Annotated in this window: 15 protein-coding genes and 1 tRNA gene; 5 read left to right on the top strand and 11 right to left on the bottom strand. The window is 68.2% G+C overall.

Annotated elements, in window-relative coordinates; all coding sequences use genetic code 11:
- Window positions 1-399: 399 nt before the first annotated feature.
- Window positions 400-1,653: a hypothetical protein gene (locus DVH23_RS08760; protein WP_114577050.1), complete on the bottom strand. Its 1,254-nt coding sequence runs from the start codon at window positions 1,651-1,653 to the stop codon at window positions 400-402.
- Between the two features lie 131 nt (window positions 1,654-1,784).
- Between DVH23_RS08760 and DVH23_RS08755 the strand changes: the two genes are divergently transcribed.
- Complete coding sequence (locus DVH23_RS08755; RefSeq protein ID WP_114577049.1) at window positions 1,785-1,964, top strand: hypothetical protein; 180 nt, start codon at window positions 1,785-1,787, stop codon at window positions 1,962-1,964.
- A 78-nt stretch (window positions 1,965-2,042) separates the two neighbouring features.
- On the opposite strand, the gene DVH23_RS08750 is transcribed toward DVH23_RS08755, so the two are convergent.
- Window positions 2,043-3,965 carry an ABC transporter ATP-binding protein gene (locus tag DVH23_RS08750; RefSeq protein WP_114577048.1) on the bottom strand — a complete coding sequence of 641 codons (1,923 nt, stop codon included), beginning with the start codon at window positions 3,963-3,965 and terminating at the stop codon, window positions 2,043-2,045.
- 145 nt (window positions 3,966-4,110) lie between these two features.
- Here DVH23_RS08750 and DVH23_RS08745 point away from each other — a divergent pair, with 145 nt between their 5' ends.
- Window positions 4,111-4,362 carry a hypothetical protein gene (locus DVH23_RS08745; protein ID WP_114577047.1) on the top strand — a complete coding sequence of 84 codons (252 nt, stop codon included), beginning with the start codon at window positions 4,111-4,113 and terminating at the stop codon, window positions 4,360-4,362.
- Here the strand turns inward: DVH23_RS08745 and DVH23_RS08740 are convergent.
- The 5 genes from DVH23_RS08740 to DVH23_RS08720 form a co-directional block, all read right to left on the bottom strand.
- Window positions 4,359-5,840, bottom strand: coding sequence for an MATE family efflux transporter (locus DVH23_RS08740; protein WP_114577046.1), 1,482 nt, complete (start codon window positions 5,838-5,840; stop codon window positions 4,359-4,361). The two genes, DVH23_RS08745 and DVH23_RS08740, sit on opposite strands and share 4 nt — an antisense overlap.
- Window positions 5,841-6,049: 209 nt before the next feature.
- On the bottom strand, window positions 6,050-6,409 hold the full coding sequence (sepF, locus tag DVH23_RS08735; protein ID WP_114577045.1) for a cell division protein SepF: 360 nt from the start codon (window positions 6,407-6,409) through the stop codon (window positions 6,050-6,052).
- A 38-nt stretch (window positions 6,410-6,447) separates the two neighbouring features.
- A complete protein-coding gene (locus tag DVH23_RS08730; protein WP_114577044.1) occupies window positions 6,448-7,707 on the bottom strand; it encodes a CaiB/BaiF CoA-transferase family protein in 1,260 nt (419 codons plus the stop codon).
- Between the two features lie 101 nt (window positions 7,708-7,808).
- A tRNA-Leu gene (locus tag DVH23_RS08725) sits at window positions 7,809-7,893 on the bottom strand.
- Between the two features lie 100 nt (window positions 7,894-7,993).
- The gene (locus DVH23_RS08720) at window positions 7,994-8,338 is read right to left on the bottom strand and encodes a ferredoxin (RefSeq protein WP_114577043.1); all 345 of its coding nucleotides are present in this window, start codon (window positions 8,336-8,338) and stop codon (window positions 7,994-7,996) included.
- A gap of 110 nt (window positions 8,339-8,448) precedes the next feature.
- On the opposite strand from DVH23_RS08720, the gene DVH23_RS08715 reads away from it, so the two are divergent.
- Window positions 8,449-8,793, top strand: a complete 345-nt coding sequence (locus DVH23_RS08715; RefSeq protein ID WP_114577042.1) for a hypothetical protein — start codon at window positions 8,449-8,451, stop codon at window positions 8,791-8,793.
- Here the strand turns inward: DVH23_RS08715 and purB are convergent, their stop codons facing one another.
- Entirely contained in the window at window positions 8,794-10,173 is a 1,380-nt protein-coding gene (purB, locus tag DVH23_RS08710) for an adenylosuccinate lyase (RefSeq protein WP_114577041.1), read from the bottom strand.
- 167 nt (window positions 10,174-10,340) lie between these two features.
- On the opposite strand from purB, the gene purH reads away from it, so the two are divergent.
- A complete protein-coding gene (purH, locus tag DVH23_RS08705; protein WP_114577040.1) occupies window positions 10,341-11,978 on the top strand; it encodes a bifunctional phosphoribosylaminoimidazolecarboxamide formyltransferase/IMP cyclohydrolase in 1,638 nt (545 codons plus the stop codon).
- Between the two features lie 22 nt (window positions 11,979-12,000).
- On the opposite strand, the gene DVH23_RS08700 is transcribed toward purH, so the two are convergent.
- Entirely contained in the window at window positions 12,001-12,873 is an 873-nt protein-coding gene (locus DVH23_RS08700; protein WP_114577039.1) for a universal stress protein, read from the bottom strand.
- A 110-nt stretch (window positions 12,874-12,983) separates the two neighbouring features.
- Here DVH23_RS08700 and DVH23_RS08695 point away from each other — a divergent pair, with 110 nt between their 5' ends.
- Window positions 12,984-13,733: an SIMPL domain-containing protein gene (locus DVH23_RS08695; protein ID WP_114577038.1), complete on the top strand. Its 750-nt coding sequence runs from the start codon at window positions 12,984-12,986 to the stop codon at window positions 13,731-13,733.
- 18 nt (window positions 13,734-13,751) lie between these two features.
- On the opposite strand, the gene DVH23_RS08690 is transcribed toward DVH23_RS08695, so the two are convergent.
- On the bottom strand, window positions 13,752-14,297 hold the full coding sequence (locus tag DVH23_RS08690; RefSeq protein WP_114577037.1) for a hypothetical protein: 546 nt from the start codon (window positions 14,295-14,297) through the stop codon (window positions 13,752-13,754).
- Between the two features lie 68 nt (window positions 14,298-14,365).
- The gene (carA, locus tag DVH23_RS08685) at window positions 14,366-15,445 is read right to left on the bottom strand and encodes a glutamine-hydrolyzing carbamoyl-phosphate synthase small subunit (protein ID WP_114577036.1); all 1,080 of its coding nucleotides are present in this window, start codon (window positions 15,443-15,445) and stop codon (window positions 14,366-14,368) included.
- Window positions 15,446-15,461: the final 16 nt, after the last annotated feature.

Below are 15,461 nucleotides of genomic sequence, written 5' to 3'. Positions count from 1 at the left end.
CGGCGGCGAGCGCGCCCTTTTTCATAAACGATCGTCTCGAGTCGTCGGTCGATATCTCGTCGCTCATTGTCTCTCTCGCCCCGTGGTGGGGCGTCCGATTCCTTGACCGGATTTTAGAATAAAGGGCAGCCACCGTTGCGCCGTCCAGTCCCTGATTGACGACCGTTTCAGCCGGTTTCGGACGCGTGGCGGACCGAAGCAGCTCGTCCGTTCGGGACCCGAACCGATCAATCGGTTACTACCGGCCGTAGCGATCGGCTCGATCGCGCGATGGACGCCCCGATCCGCCTCCGTGCGGCGTTTCGATCCACGCTCGGGTGGTCCGTTTCGCCGGTGGAAGCCGCCGGTTTCGGGCCCGAAACGGCGGCAACGTGATCGGTTCCGCGGGAACGAAGCGGATTACTCCCGGGCAGACGACACCGAACGACCGTCGGCCGCCGACGAACGGACGCCGTTTCGCCGGTCGGTCCGAGCGATTCCGGCGATAGGCACTCGTCCGACCGCGCCGTTCTCGCGTGGGTTACGGCCGATCCCGGTCCCGGCTCGAGCCAGGGGGCGCGTGAGCCGCGGGCCGCCGATCCGCTCCGTGCTCTCCCCGCTCTCGATCCGGAACGACGCGAGCATCGTCTCCGCGCGCTCGGCGAGAGCGTCGTCGAACGCCTCCGCGGGCGCGGCGACCTCGGCCACGTAGCCCGCGTCCGTCTCGGGATCGGTCACGAACAGCAGCCGCGAGCGCCGGCGGCCGCGCTCGCCCTCGGGATCGCCGTAGGCGACGTCGACCAGGCGGGCGTCCTGGCCCGACGCGAGGCTCCGGTCGCCCTCCTCGCGGACCTCGACGCCCTCGTAGTCGGCCTCGAGGTTGGAGAGGAACTCCGCGGAAAGCGCCTCGCTGGAGTCGAACGCCGCCGCGTCGAGGGTCAGGACGCCCAGCTCCCGGCGGCTCTCGGGGTCGCCGACGTACACCTCCTCGCCGCTCTCCTCGACCTCCCAGCCCTCGGGGTGGGCGATCGAATACCCCAGTTCGTCGTTGGTGTAGGTGACGAACCCCTCGGGGGGCTCGGTGGACTGGCTCTCCCCGCCGGTGCCGCCGTCCCCGCCATCGTCTCCCTCCCCGTTCCCTTCGCCCCTCTCTTCGCCCCCATCGCCGTCCTCGGCCGAATCGTTGGCATTCTCCTCGGCCGAGTCGTCGGCTTCCGTTTCGGTCCCCTCCGCATCGGCTACCTCCCCCTCGCCGTCACTGCTCTCAGTCTCGTTCGATCCGCCGGTTTCGGCGTCCTCGTCGTCTCGCTGCCCGGAGTCGTTCTCGCCGCCATCACCTCCGGTCCCGTTTGGATCCACGGACTCGTCGGTCGCGTTCGAGTCGGTGATCTCGTCCGTATCGCCGGTCTCGTTGGCGCCACCGTCGTCGCTCCCCTCGGAGTCGTTCGACCCCCCGGCCCCGTCGGTTCTATTGGTTCCCTCGCCGTCGTCGGGATCGTCCGTCCCCTCGGCGGTCTCGGTGTCGTTTTCGTCCACGGGCGTCGAATCGTCCCCGTCGGAGCCGTTCCCCTCCGAGGCCCCCCCCATGACGTTGTCGAGACAGCCTGCCGCCCCCACGAGCGCGAGGGCCCCCGAAACCCGGAGGACGTCCCGACGTCGTAACTCGCTCGCCATGCCCATCCATGCCGTAGCCACCCAATAACTGTTTGCAAACGGTCCGACTCCGCCCGTAGAGCGCGTCGGATCTCGCCTACAAGTGAATGAATTATATCGGAGAGCCGAGAACCCCCGACGGGTAGTGCGAAATGGCCTACACATGTGTCGACTGTGAGTGGTCAATCGACGGCGAATCGGTCGAAAACGCCGGATCGGCAGCGATCGAACATCACGTCGACTCCGGCCACGCGATCGAGCGACGTCCCGATCGATCCGACGAGGAGATCACCGTCGGTGCCGAGGACGCGAATCGCGCACGCTCGGACTGACGGCCTCGACGCTACCCACGTTTATCCGAGACCGCTCCATCCGGTCTGAAACCCAGCCACGCACGGACAGCAACCGTCTCAGTCCTCGCCTCGAACACCCATCGCCGCCCGCTCGCTGGCCTGCTCGATGAACTCCGGATCGAGGGCGTCCATCTCGCCGGCCTGGACGCTCCAGAGGTTGGCATAGAGGCCGTCCTCCTCGAGCAATGCCTCGTGATCCCCGCGTTCGACGATCCGGCCGTCCTCGACGACCAGCACCTCGTCGGCCTTCCGGACCGTCGAGAGGCGGTGGGCGATGATGAACGTCGTCCGGTCCTCGGTGAGGTCGTCCAGGCTCCGCTGGATCAACATCTCCGTCTCGGTGTCGACCGCGCTGGTCGCCTCGTCGAAGATCAGGATCGAGGGATCGTTCAGAATGGTTCGGGCGATACAGATCCGCTGGCGCTGGCCCCCCGAGAGCATCACGCCGCGCTCGCCGACGCGGGTGTCGTACCCCTCGGGCATCCGCTCGATGAACTCGTGGGCCTCCGCGCGCTTCGTGGCCCGTTCGACCTCCTCGTCGGTCGCGTCAAAGGCGCCGTAGACGATGTTCTCTCTGACCGTTCCGTCGAACAGGAACGGGTCCTGGCTGACGTAGCCGATCGACTCCCGCAGGCTCTCTACGGTGACCTCCCGGACGTCGTGGCCGTCGACCCGAACCGCCCCGCTGTCGACGTCGTAGAGCCGAAGCAGGAGTTTGAGGATCGTCGTCTTCCCCGCGCCCGTGGGGCCGACGAGGCCGATCGTCTGGCCGGGTTCGACCTCGAAGTCGATGTCGTGGAGCACCGGCTCCTCGTCGCCGTAGGAGAAGTCGACGTCGTCGTACTCGACGCGCCCCCGAACGTCGCCGAGGTCGGTCGCGCCTTCCTCGGAGTGAATCGAGACCGGAATCGACATCAGCGCGAAGATCCGGCTCGAGGAGGCCTTGGCGTCCTCGTAGCGATCGACGGCCTCGCTCATCTGTGCGAGGGGGTCGACGAGCTGTTGGGTCAGCAAAAGGAAGGTGACGAGGTTCCCGATCGAGAGCTCGCCCGAAAAGGGGCCCGGCGGCCCCGAGATGACCCAGAGACCCCCGACGATGAACGTCGCGACGAAGGCGATCGAGGTCAAGATCTGGAGGCCCGGGCGGTAGATGAAGTTCATCCGCAGCGCCAGCCAGTCACGGCGGAAGTACTCGTAGGAGGCGTCCCTGACGCGTTCGTCCTCGAACTCCTCGGTGGTCGCGCTCTTGATGACCTCGATCCCCCCCAAATTGTTCTCGAGGCGGGTGTTCAGATCGCCGACGGTCTCACGGATGTCGGCGTACATCTCCTCGACGATCGACATGAACCAGTAGGTGAAGAGTGCGGCCAGCGGGATGACGAACAGCGTGACGAGCGCGAGTTGCCAGTTGATCCAGAGCAGAACGCCACCGATCCCGATGACAAGCACGACGAGCTGAATGACGCTGTCGGTCATGTTGTCGAGGAAGAGCTCCAGGCGATTCGTGTCGTTGTTCAGGATGCTCATGAGCTGGCCCGTCTGCATCTCGTTGAAGAAGTCCATGTCCAGGCGCTGCATCGCCTGGTAGGAGGAGGTCCGGACCTCGTGTTTGACCCGGTGAGAGAACAGGTTCAGCGTGGACTGGCGGAAGAAATGCATGACCGCGGCGAGCGCCATCGTCCCGCCCATCAGCGCCGCCGAGAGCCAGAACTGGCCGGTCTCGGTCGCCGGGATCCACGCGTTGGGGACGACCGGGAGCGTGTAGGCCGCGGAGTCGTTGAAGATGGCGTCGATGGCGGCCCCGAGAATGATCGGCGGGACGAGCCCGAGAAACCGGGCCATCGTGCTCGCGAGGACGCCGACGACGAACCAGTGGAGGTCGTCGCGTCCGTACTCGGTGAACAGCCGAACGATCGGCCGGGAGACGTCTTCTCGGTGCTCGTTCAGTAGCGTCGAATCGGGGTCTGCGTCCGTACTCATTAGGGATATGGGCCTCCGCTGACCGCGCGTCTAGGGTCGGTTGTTCTCAATCCTCCGGCCTATATAACCCCCTATTCCGCGGCAGAGCTAGCCGGCACCGGCTACGAGACCGGCCTTTTAGGTCCCCCTCTTCGAATACGGGAGCATGCGACCGACGCTCTCGGATGGGGTCATGCTGATGTACAACGTGGCGGTCCTCCTGAGTGCCGGCTACATGACCGTCCAGTTCGGCATCGAGGATCGGGTGGTGTTGCTCGGGATCGCGGTCGTCTTCGGGCTCTTCTGGACCGTCTACTTCCGGATCGCGGTCCTCCCGCGACTGATAGAGAACGCCGACCTGCCGGCCGACGAAGAGGGGGGCAGCGAGCGCGGTCCGGGAGCCGACAGGAGGAGTTAGTCGTCGCCGGGTGCGGGTGGGGAGCGGCCGGCGTCGGCCAGCGACTCGCCGCGCCAGGTGTCCCGCCGAAACCAGAGGAAGGCGATCGCGGCGCCGGCGACGTTCGAGATCGCAAAGGAGGCCCAGAGCCCGATCGAGCCGAGGGCGACCGAGCCGCCGAAGGCGACGGGAAGCCGGAAGATCGCGAGGGTGCCGATGGCGATGACCGCGGCGACGGTCGTCTCGCCGGCGCCCCGGAAACCACCGGTGTACGCCCGGAGGATCCCCATGAACCCGAAGCTGAAGGCGACCACCCGGAGGAAGGTAGCGCTCTCGGCGGCCACCGCGGGATCGGTCGTGAAGATCGCCGAGATCGGGCGGGCGGCGAGGAAGGTGACGGCGCCGGCGGCGGTGAGGACGGCAAAGAGGAACTTCGCGCCGTAGTGGTTCGTCCGGGCCGCGCGGTCGGGCTTGCCCGCGCCGATGTTCTGGCCGGTCATCGTCTCGACGCCCTGGGAGAACGCGATCGCGGGTAGGAACATCACCGAGAAGATCCGCGTCCCGATCCCGTAGGCCGCGACGACCGTCGTCGGGAACGTCGCGACGATCACGAGCAGGAGGTTGATCGAGATCGCACGGCCGGTGCCCTCGACGGAGGCCGGAAGGCCGATCCCCAACAGCTTCTTTGCGTAGCCGAGGTCGGGGACCATCTGGCTCGGACGGATGCGGACGCCCCGATTCCCCCGGAACATGATCCAGAGGCCGACGGCGAAGGCGAGCGCCCGCGAGACGATGGTCGCGATCGCGGCGCCCTCGATGCCGCTGCCGGCGAAGCCCGTCGCCCCGTAGAGGGAGCTTTCGAGGCCCTCCAGAGCGAGCCACGCGAAGATCGGGTTGTCGGTGAACCCGAAGATCAGGAAGGGGTCGAGCGCGATGTTGAGCACGACCGAGCCGAACATGACGAGCATCGGGGTGATCGTGTCGCCGTAGCCCCGCATGAGCGCGATGAACATCGCGAACCCGAAGACGAACACCAGCCCCACGGAAAAGACCTCCATGTAACTCGCCGCGAGCGGGGCGTAGGCGGGGTCCGCTCCCAGCAGCGCGACGAGGTCATCGACGACGAACAGGCCGAGCGCGCCGAGGGGGATCGAGATGAGCACCGAGAAGGCGACGGTCTGGGAGGCGGCGTACTCGGCCTCCCGGAACTTGTCGGCGCCGACGTTCTGGGCGACGAGGACGCTGCCGGCGACCGAAAGCCCGATCGCAAACGAGATCAACAGGAAGACCATCGGGAACGCGAAGCTGATCGCCGCCAGTGCGTCCGTGCTGTACTGGCCGAGCCAGAACGTATCGACCAGGTTGTAGGCGGTCTGAAAGAGGTTGGTGACGACGATCGGCAGGGAGAGGTAGAGCAGGGGTTTGCCGATCTCGCCGCTGGTCAGGTCGAGGTCCTCGCTGCTGACGAACAGGGAATCGAGGCGCTCGCGGAGACTCACGCGGCCCCCTCCGTCGATCCCGATTTCCCGGCCGCGACGTCCGTTTCCCGGCTCCCGGCCCGGCGACGGTCGCCGGCGGTCGGGGAGCCGACCGATCGGTCAGCCATGGCTGACTTACCGGTCAGTCGGCCAAGTATCTGTCGGATCGAGGACTGTGTAGCAGGCCGGCGGCTCGACGGCTCGAGAACTGAGGGAAAACGAGGGGTCGGCTACTGGCCGCCGAGCTTCCGTCGCCCGATGTGGACGCCCGCGGGGGTGACGATGATCTGGTCGTCGCCCTTCTGGACGATGTCGCCGCCGACCTCCTCGGTGACCTGGCGGAGTTCGTCGATGACGTGTTCGATCCGTCCGTTGCTCGCCCGCAGGTGGGAGATGTCGGCGATGACGATGTCGCCGTCGTACACCGCGTCCTTGATGTCGATCGCCGACGCCTGGCCGTCGATCTCGGCGATGTGTACCTGCGTCGCGGCCTCCTCTACGTCCGCGGGCGCGAGATCGAGTTCGACGTAGTCGTCGGCGTTGCGCCGGGACTGGTGGTTTCCCCCCAGGATCGAGTCCATAAAGCCCATAACCGACAGGGTTCCCCGCCGCGAGTATAGTTCTTACGTTACCGCCGGTTCCCCGCGGCTCGAGAGCCGTCGGGGATCGCTCCCTCGGCGCGCAACCGCTCGAGGTCTCCCTCGCCGTAGCCGTACTCCCCCAGCACCGCCGCAGTGTGCTCGCCGAGTCGCGGCGGCGGCCGCCGGATCGTCGCCGGTGTCCGCGAGAGGAACATCGGCGAGCCGGGCATCTCGACGGTCCCGGCCGTCGGATGGGCGACCTCCTGGCGCATCCCGCGGGCCTCGATCTGGGGGTCGGCAAAGACCCCCTCCATCCGCTTGACCTCGCTCGCGGGCACGTCCGCCGCCGTCAGCCGCGCGACGGCCTCCTCGGTGGTGTACTCCCCGAAGGCCGCCTCGAGTCGCCGATCGAGGGCCTCCCGGTTTCGAACCCGCTTTTCGTTTGTCGAAAAGCGGTCGTCGGCCGCGAGCGCCGGGACCTCGAGGGCCCGACAGAGCGCCTGCCAGCTGGCGTCGTCGGTACAGGCGACGACGACGTGGCCGTCGGCCGTGGCGAACGCCTGATAAGGGGCGATGTTGGGATGTTTGCTTCCCATCCGGCCGGGCGACTCGCCGGTCGCGAAGTAGTTCTCGGCCTGGTAGCTCATCCAGGCTGCCTGACAGTCCAGCAGGCTCACCTCGACTTTCTGGCCCGTCCCGTCGCCCAGCTCGCGCTCGAGGAGGGCGGCGAGGATCGCCTGGGTCGCGTACATTCCCGCGCCGATGTCGGCGATGGCGACCCCGACGCGGACCGGCGGGCCGCCCTCCTCGCCGGTGATGCTCATCATCCCGCCTCGCGCCTGCATCACGATATCGTAGGCAGGGGCGTCGCGGTCCGGTCCCCACTCGCCGTACCCCGACAGCCCACAGTAGATCAGCCCCGGGTTCTCGCCCGCGAGATCGCCGTACTCGAGACCCCAGTCGGCGGTTTTCCCGACCCGGAAGTTCTCGACGACGACGTCGGCTTCGCTCGCCAGATCGCGAAAGACCGTCCGACCGGCGTCCGTCGAGAGATCGAGTTCGACCGAGCGTTTGTTCCGGTTGACGCTCAGGTAGTAGGCGCTCTCCTCGCTGTCGCCGTAGGTCGGGGGTATCCACCGGCGGGTCCGGTCGCCGACGCCGGGCCGTTCGACCTTGATCACCTCGGCACCCAGGTCCCCGAGTTGCATCGTACAGAACGGTCCGACGAGCACCTGAGAGGCATCGAGCACTGTCAGTCCCGAAAGCGGTCCCTCCTCGCCGTCGGGGTCGCGCGTCTCGCCGACCATCGCCGGCACTTTCGGGGCCCGGGGGAAAGCGTTTGTCCCCGGGGCCATCCCCCGAAACCCCGCGTCACACAGCCGCGGCTCACGTGATGTTCGCCGCGACATGCGAGGGTTGGGATTCGAACCCAAGGACCCCTACGGGAGCGGGTCTTAAGCCCACCGCCGTTGGCCTGGCTTGGCTACCCTCGCGAGAACTGCAATCGGGGGTTGAGGCGGAACCGGGATGGGCGTTTCGGTGTCGGGCAAGGAACCTGCCGCGAGCGAACGGCGTGAGAGCGGACCGAAGGGACTACCAATCGACGCTTAGTCGGCCGTCGCCGTGGGGGTCGGGCGCGATCTCCTCGTCGGTCCGGCGATCGACGACGTGGATACAGCCCTCGCCCTTTTTCGCGGGACAGATCTCCGCCGCGCGGACGTTCTCCGCGAGTTCGTCCTCGCCCACGAAGTAGGATCGGGGGGAGGCGAGCCCGGTGTCGAGGCTCAGCTCCCAGTTGTCGCTCGCCTCGGCGCACTTGCCCGCGCCGAAGCACTTGTTGGCCTCGAAAATGATCTTGTAGGGCTTCTCCTCGACCGGCGGGCCGTCCGCCGAACCGACGTCGCTCGGTCGCCGGATCTCGCCGTCTCCCTCGCTCATAACCCGTCTTGGGAGCGAGGACCTTTCGCCGTTGCGATCCTCGCCCCCCGAATGTCGAGTGATACCAACCCACAGAATTTTATACCTCTCCGGTGTACGGTTGTGCGGATATGTCTGACAATACGTTCGCTTCGAAAGGGGGTGAAACAAGCGGGCGAGGACCGGACGACTACGACCGCCTGTTCGACGTGCTCTCTGCCCACAGGCGGCGGATCGTGCTCCGGCATCTGGCCGACGTGCGGGTGGCGTCGGTCGGGGAACTCGCGGACCGTCTCGTCGCTCGCGGCGTGGACGACCCGGACGCGACCATCGCGCTGCGCCACGGGGACCTTCCGCGGCTCCGGGACGCACGCCTCGTCGAGTACGACCCGCGATCCGAAACCGCCCGCTACGACGGCGACCCGCTCGTCGAGGAACTGCTCTCGCGGACGAGAGCGGGCAACCGTCGGGCGTAGTCACCCCATGTCCCCGATCAGATCGCTCGCGACCCCGACGTAGGTCTCCGGCGAGAGCGCACGGATCTCCCTCCCCACGTCGGAATCGAGGTCGGGATCGTCGGCGATCGCCCGGAGGTCCTCGATGGTCACCGTCTCCCCGCGGGTGAGTGCCTTGACGCGCTCGTAGGCGTCGTCGTACCCCTCCCGCCGGAAGATCGTCTGGATCGCCTCGCCGATCACTTCGGGATGGCCCCGGAGCTCCTCGCGCATGACGGCCTCGTTGGGCACCACCTTCTCGAGTCCCGCCCCCGTCTTCTCGTAGCCGATCAGGCAGTGGGCCAGCGCGCCACCGATATTTCGCTTGACCGTCGAGTCCGAGAGGTCGCGCTGGAGCCGGGAGGTCGTGACGTAGTCGGCGAGGAAAGTCAGATCCGAATTGGCCTTCGAGAGGTTCCCCTCGCTGTTCTCGAAGTCGATCGGGTTCACCTTGTGGGGCATCGTCGAGGAGCCCGTCTCGCCCTCCGTGGTGGCCTGTCCGAGGTAGCGATCCGAGACGTAGAGCCAGACGTCCCGATCGAGGTCGATGAGGACGTCGTTGACCCCGCGGAGCGCGTCGAACAGGACCGCGAGGTCGTCACAGGGGTTGACCTGGGTCGTGAGCGGTTCGAACTCGAGTCCCAGGTCGGTCACGAACTCCCGGGCGAACGCGGGCCAGTCGACCTCGGGGTAGGCGGCGACGTGGGCACCGTAGGTGCCGCTTGCGCCGCCGAGCTTTCCCCGGAGGTCTCCTCCCGCCGCCTCGAGGCGGCCGGTCGCCCGGCCCAGCCGGGCGGCGTAGACCGCCATCTCCTTGCCGAAGGTGGTCGGCGTCGCGGGCTGGCCGTGGGTCCGGGCGAGCATCGGGAGGTCGCGGTGCTCGCGGGCCATTCCCGCGAGGGTGGTCCGGCGGTCGAACAGTTCGGGAAGGAGCACGTCCTCGACCGCGTCGGCGAGCAGCAGCCGGTGGGCGAGGTTGTTGACGTCCTCGCTCGTGAGCCCGAAGTGGATCCACGGCGAGGCGTCGCTTCCCTCGGGGAGGTGGTAGCGAAGGAAGTACTCCACGGCCTTGACGTCGTGGTTGGTCGCCTCGTAGGGGCCGTGGCCCTCGACCTCGATCTTCTTGATCAGCTCGGCGTCCTCCTCGGCGAAGCTGTTGTACTGCTTTCGGAGGTGGTTTCGTTCGTCCAGATCGAGTTCCAGCGCCGTGGCGTCGAGTTCGGCCAGCGCGATCAGGTACTCGACCTCGACGCGCAGGCGCGCACGCATCAGCGCCGCCTCGCTGGCGTACGGTGAAAGCGCCGCGGTCCGGTTGCCGTAGCGGCCGTCGATCGGCGAGACGGCGTAGAGGGCGTCGGCCATGTGGGGGAGTCCACCACGGTCCGGAAAAAGCGTGTCGGAAGCCGCCGCCACGGGCGTGCATACTTCCCCACTCGTTCCCGCTCTCGTCGCGAATAATATACACATTCGTGGATATCCGGTCGCCGGCGACCGCAACCGCTTTCCGCCTGCCGCGAGGAGACCGGCACATGACGCGACTCGCCGGGATGGCCGGCAACCGTGGGCGTAACCTGCTGAACATCGCCGACCGCGCGCCGGGCGGGGCGGAACTCGCGGTCGTCCTCGCGACCGACGAGGACGCGCCCGTGCTCGAGGACGCGGCCGAACGGGGAATCCCGACCGAAACCGTTCCCCTGCGGGAGGGAGAACAGCGCCGCGAACACGAGGAGCGCGTTCTCGACGCCCTCGCCGACCACGAGTTCGACCTGGTCTGTCTCGACGGCTACATGCGCATCCTCTCCGATACCTTCCTTTCGGAGGCGCCGACGACGCTGAACGTCCATCCCTCGCTGCTGCCCGCCTTCCCCGGCACCGACGCCTGGGGCGACGCGCTTTCGGCGGGCGTCTCGGTCACGGGGTGTACGGTCCACGTCGTCACCGACGCGACCGACGACGCGGGCGAGGTGATCGAGAGCGAGGTCGACGCCGGCCCGATCGTCACCCAGGAACCGGTCCCGGTGTACGACGGCGACGACGAAGAGAGTCTGAAAGAACGGGTCCTCTACGAGGGCGAGTTCCGGGCCTATCCGCGGGCCGTGAAGTGGTTCGCCGAGGACGCTGTCGAAGTGGATCTCGAGACGGGTGAGGTGACGGTCGAGGTGGACGTGGCGAGCACGGAGGGAGCCGATCACGACGGGCTTCCGGCACGCCGACTCGTCTCCGACGACCGCGCCGACACCCTCCGCTACGGCGAGAACCCCCACCAGGACGCGGCGGTGTACGAGGACTACACCACGGAGGAGGCGAGCGTCGTCGGCGCCGACCAGTTGAACGAGGGCGCGAAGGCACTCAGCTACAACAACTACAACGACGCCGACGGCGCCCTGAACCTCATCAAGGAGTTCGAGGAACCCGCCGCCGCCGTCATCAAGCACACCAACCCCGCGGGCTGTGCGACCGCCGATACGCTCGCGGAGGCCTACGAGAAGGCCCTCGCGACGGACCCGATGAGCGCCTTCGGCGGCATCGTCGCGCTCAACCGCGAGTGCGACGCCGCGACCGCAGAACGAGTGATCGACTCGTTCAAGGAGGTCGTCGTCGCGCCGGGCTACACCGACGACGCCCTCGAGACCCTCTTCGAGAAGGAGAACCTGCGGGTGCTCGACGTGGGCGAGCTGAACGACCGGACCGAACGGTTTACCGAGAAACCGCTCGTCGGCGGGCGACTCGTCCAGGAACGGGACCTGCAGTCGGTCGCAGTCGAGGATCTGGAGGTCGTCACCGAACGCGAGCCCAGCGACGAAGAGTTGGAGACGATGGTCTTCGCCTGGCAGACCCTCAAACACGTCAAGTCCAACGGCATTCTGTTCGCCGACGGCACCGAGACCGTCGGCGTCGGGATGGGCCAGGTCTCCCGGGTCGATGCCGTCCGGCTTGCGGCGATGAAAGCCGACGAGCAGGCCGAGGGGAAAGACGCCGATGGCGCGGTGATGGCCTCGGACGCCTTCTTCCCGTTCCCCGACGGCATCGAGGCGGCCGCCGAGGCGGGCATCGCGGCGGTCGTCCAGCCCGGCGGCTCGGTCAACGACGACGACGTGATCGAGGCCGCCGACGACCACGGGATGGCGATGGCGTTTACGGGCCAGCGGGCGTTTAGACACGACTAGCCGCCGACACCGACTCGGGTCCCTATACTGGCAACCGGTTGCGGAGCCGTTTCCACAGCGCTACCACGCGCCTGCCCCGCCGGGCCATGATTACCGCGCCCTCGCTCTCGCGGGCGATCGCCTCGGGGACGTCGCCGACGAGCACCCGCCGGAGGAAGCCGCCTCGAGTGGCGCCCAGTACGGTGACGTCGTGGCCGCGCTCGCGGCCTCGCTCGACGATCTCGGAGACGACGTCGCCGACGAGGACGGTCTCCTCGACGGACTCGACAGCACCCAGCGCGGCCGAGGTCTGGGTCAACAGTTCCCGGGCTTCGGCCATCCGTTCTTCGTCCTCGTCGCCGACGACGGTGACGAGTTCGACCCGGGCGCCGTGTTCGCGCGCGATCGAGCCCGCGACCTCGGCCGCGTACTCGGTGTGGGGACCGCCGGCGACGGGGACGAGAATCGAGTCGACCGCGTCGCTGGCGCGGTCGATCCGCTTGACGAGGACGTCACAGGGCGCTTCCGAGAGGATCTCGTCGATGTAGCTCCCGAGGACGACCTCGCGGCGCCGGGGGCGGCCCCGCCACCCGACCAGGATCGCCTCCACCTCCTCGCGCTCGGCGACCGAGACGACGCCTCCGGCGACGTCCCGGCCGAAGCGGAGCCGGCCGGTCGCGGGGACGCCCGCCTCCGCGGCGAGATCGCGGGCGTCGGTGACGACCGCCTCCTCGCTCTCGACGTCCATCGCCTCGCGGGCCCGCTCGAGGGGCAACTGCATCGGGACCTCGACGACGGTCAGAACGAGGATCGAGAGATCCCGGTCCCGGGCGAGATCGATCGCGGTGTCGAGCAGCCGCTCTGCAGTCTCGGGGTTGGCGACCGGCACGAGAACTGCGGGGCGATCGCCCGGCATTGGCGGAGTCGAGGGGTGGAGAGCCCTTAACTGTCGGCCCGTTCCGACTGGCTCAAACCCGCGTTTCACCTTGGGCCGGTGCTATGTTCTCGCGCCCGGATGGGTGAGCCATGCAGGGAGCCAACCCGGCGAACCGACGGCGATTCCTCGCGGGAACGGCGACCCTCGTCGCGACCGCGACGGCGGGCTGTACGGGCACCGCGTTCCGACCGGGCAGCGGGGAGGGAGCCGGCGACCCCGACCCCACCGGAAACGGGCGGCTCGTCGAGGTGAGCGCCGGCGGCGAGGCGTCGGCCGATCCCGACCGGGCTCGCGCGCGCTTGGGCGTCGAGGCCGCGGGCGAGACCGCCGAGGCGGTTCGAACGGAGCTGGCGACCGACGGCGAGCAGCTCCGGGCGGCCCTCTCGGACCTCGTGCCCGAGAGGAACGTCCGAACCGCGGGCTACCGGATCGGCGAGCGCCGGCAAGGAACCGGATTCGAGGGGTACCACTCCTACGCCGTCGAGATCGAGGACGTGGATCGGGTCGGGGAGGTGATCGACCGGGCCGTCGAGGCCGGTGCCGACGACGTCGGCCGGGTCGGGTTCGCGCTCGCCCCCGACACTCGGGAGGAACTCCGCGAGGAGGCCCTCGCGGACGCGCTGGCCTCGGCCGACCGGGAGGCCGAAGCGATCGCGGCCGACCGCGGCGCCGACATCGTCGAAACCGCATGGGTCTCGACTGCCGGCGGCGGTGGCGGCCGGCCGGTCGAGGGTCCCATTCCGGAGGCCGCGACCGACGCCGCCCGGGCACCGACCGACCTCGAGACGGGACCCGTCTCGGTCTCCGTGTCGGTGACCGTCGGCTACCGCTTCGAGTGAGAGTTCGATCGGGTCCAACTACTCCTCGCCGTCGCGGTCCCGGGCGACGAACTCGTCGTAGAACTCCGCGGGGAGGTGCCGGCGTTCCCAGTCACGGCGGTCGGCGTCGCCGATCGCGGCCCCCCAGATCGAGAGCACGGCGACGAACGTCCCGATTCCGGGGACGACCGCGAGCAGGGTCGTGAGAAGCGGCTCGACGACGACCCAGCCGACGAACCGGGAGAACAGTCCCGATATATCGGGGCCGAACAGGAGCCAGCGGCCGGAAAACGGCGCGAGCGCGACGATCGCGAACGGGTAGACGACGGCGTCCAGAACGGGGCCGCCGTAGCCGCGGACGAACGCGAGCGCGAAGTACGTCCAGACGAACACCGAGCCGACGATCCCGCCGACGCGCTGCTCGGCGATGCTCGCTTCGGGCGCGAGCACCGAGACGGTGCCGTAGACGGCGGCGACGCTCCCGAAGTAGCCGAACCAGAAGACGACGACCGCGACGGCGACGGTCAGCGCGTGGACCGACCGGCGCTGGCGGTCGAAACTCGCGAGGCCAAGCGGACGCTCCATCCTCCGGAAGTCCGTTCGCCCGACCGTTCAACGTTCCGAGTCGGATCGGGAGCCGAGAGGGGGGCCGCTCAGTCGTCGGCGGGGACGGTCCGCCCCGACTGTGCGTCGGTCATCGCGAGGACGTCGTCGAAGAAGGTAAGCGAGTCGTGGGGCCCGGGGTTGGCCTCCGGGTGGTACTGGCGGGTGATGACGTCGGCGTCCGTGCCGACCAGTCCCTCGGGGGTGTCGTCGTTGACGTTGACCTGGGCGACCGCGAGGCGGTCGCCGGGATCGCCGACGGTGTAGCCGTGGTTCTGGGTCGTCATCACGACGCGCTTGGAATCGAGGTCGAGGACCGGCTGGTTGACCCCGCGGTGGCCGAACGCCATCTTCTCGGTGGTTCCCCCCAACGCGCGGGCGACGATCTGCTGGCCGAGACAGATGCCGGCGATCGGGACCTCGCCCGTGAGCTCGAAGACGAGCGCCACGGCGGCCTCGTAGTTCGCGGGGTCGCCGGGACCGTTCGAGATGAACAGGAGGTCCGGATCGGTTTCGAGAACGTCCTCCGTGGTTGCATCGTAGGGGAGCACGGAGACGCTGGCGCCGCGTTCGACCAGCGAGGAGATTATCGAGCCCTTGACCCCGCAGTCGATCAGCGCGACCGAGGGGGCCTCGGGGTCGTCGGGGCCGTAGGTCTCGGCCTCGCCGACGCTGACCTGGGCGCCGATCCCCGTGTGGTCGCTCATCGCCACGCAGTCGTCGAGTTCCGCCAGAGCGTCCTCCTCGGTAACCGACTCGCCGACGGCGATCCCACACTTCATCGCGCCGCCTTCCCGGATGTCCGTAACGATCTCTCGGGTGTCGAGGTGGTCCATCGCGGGGACGCCCTCGCTTTCGAGCCAGTCGGTGACGCTGTCGGTCAGTTCGCGGGCGACGACCGCGCGGGGGTGGATCCGGTCGGACTCGAAGCGTTCCTCCCGGACGCCGTAGTTGCCGATCAGCGGGTACGAGAAGGTGAGCACCTGCTCCTCGTAGGAGGGGTCGGTGAGGCTCTCCTCGTAGCCGGTGTAGGCGGTCGTAAAGACGATTTCGCCGTTCGCTGTCCCCGGCGCACGCCCGCGTCCCTCGACGACGTGGCCGCCTTCCAGGGCGACGTAGGCCGCTGTCATTACGAGATACGTACCG

The sequence above is a fragment of the Saliphagus sp. LR7 genome (genome assembly GCF_003344565.1).
Classification (GTDB): Archaea; Halobacteriota; Halobacteria; order Halobacteriales; family Natrialbaceae; genus Saliphagus; species Saliphagus infecundisoli.
This window is presented reverse-complemented; position numbering and strand designations above follow the sequence as displayed.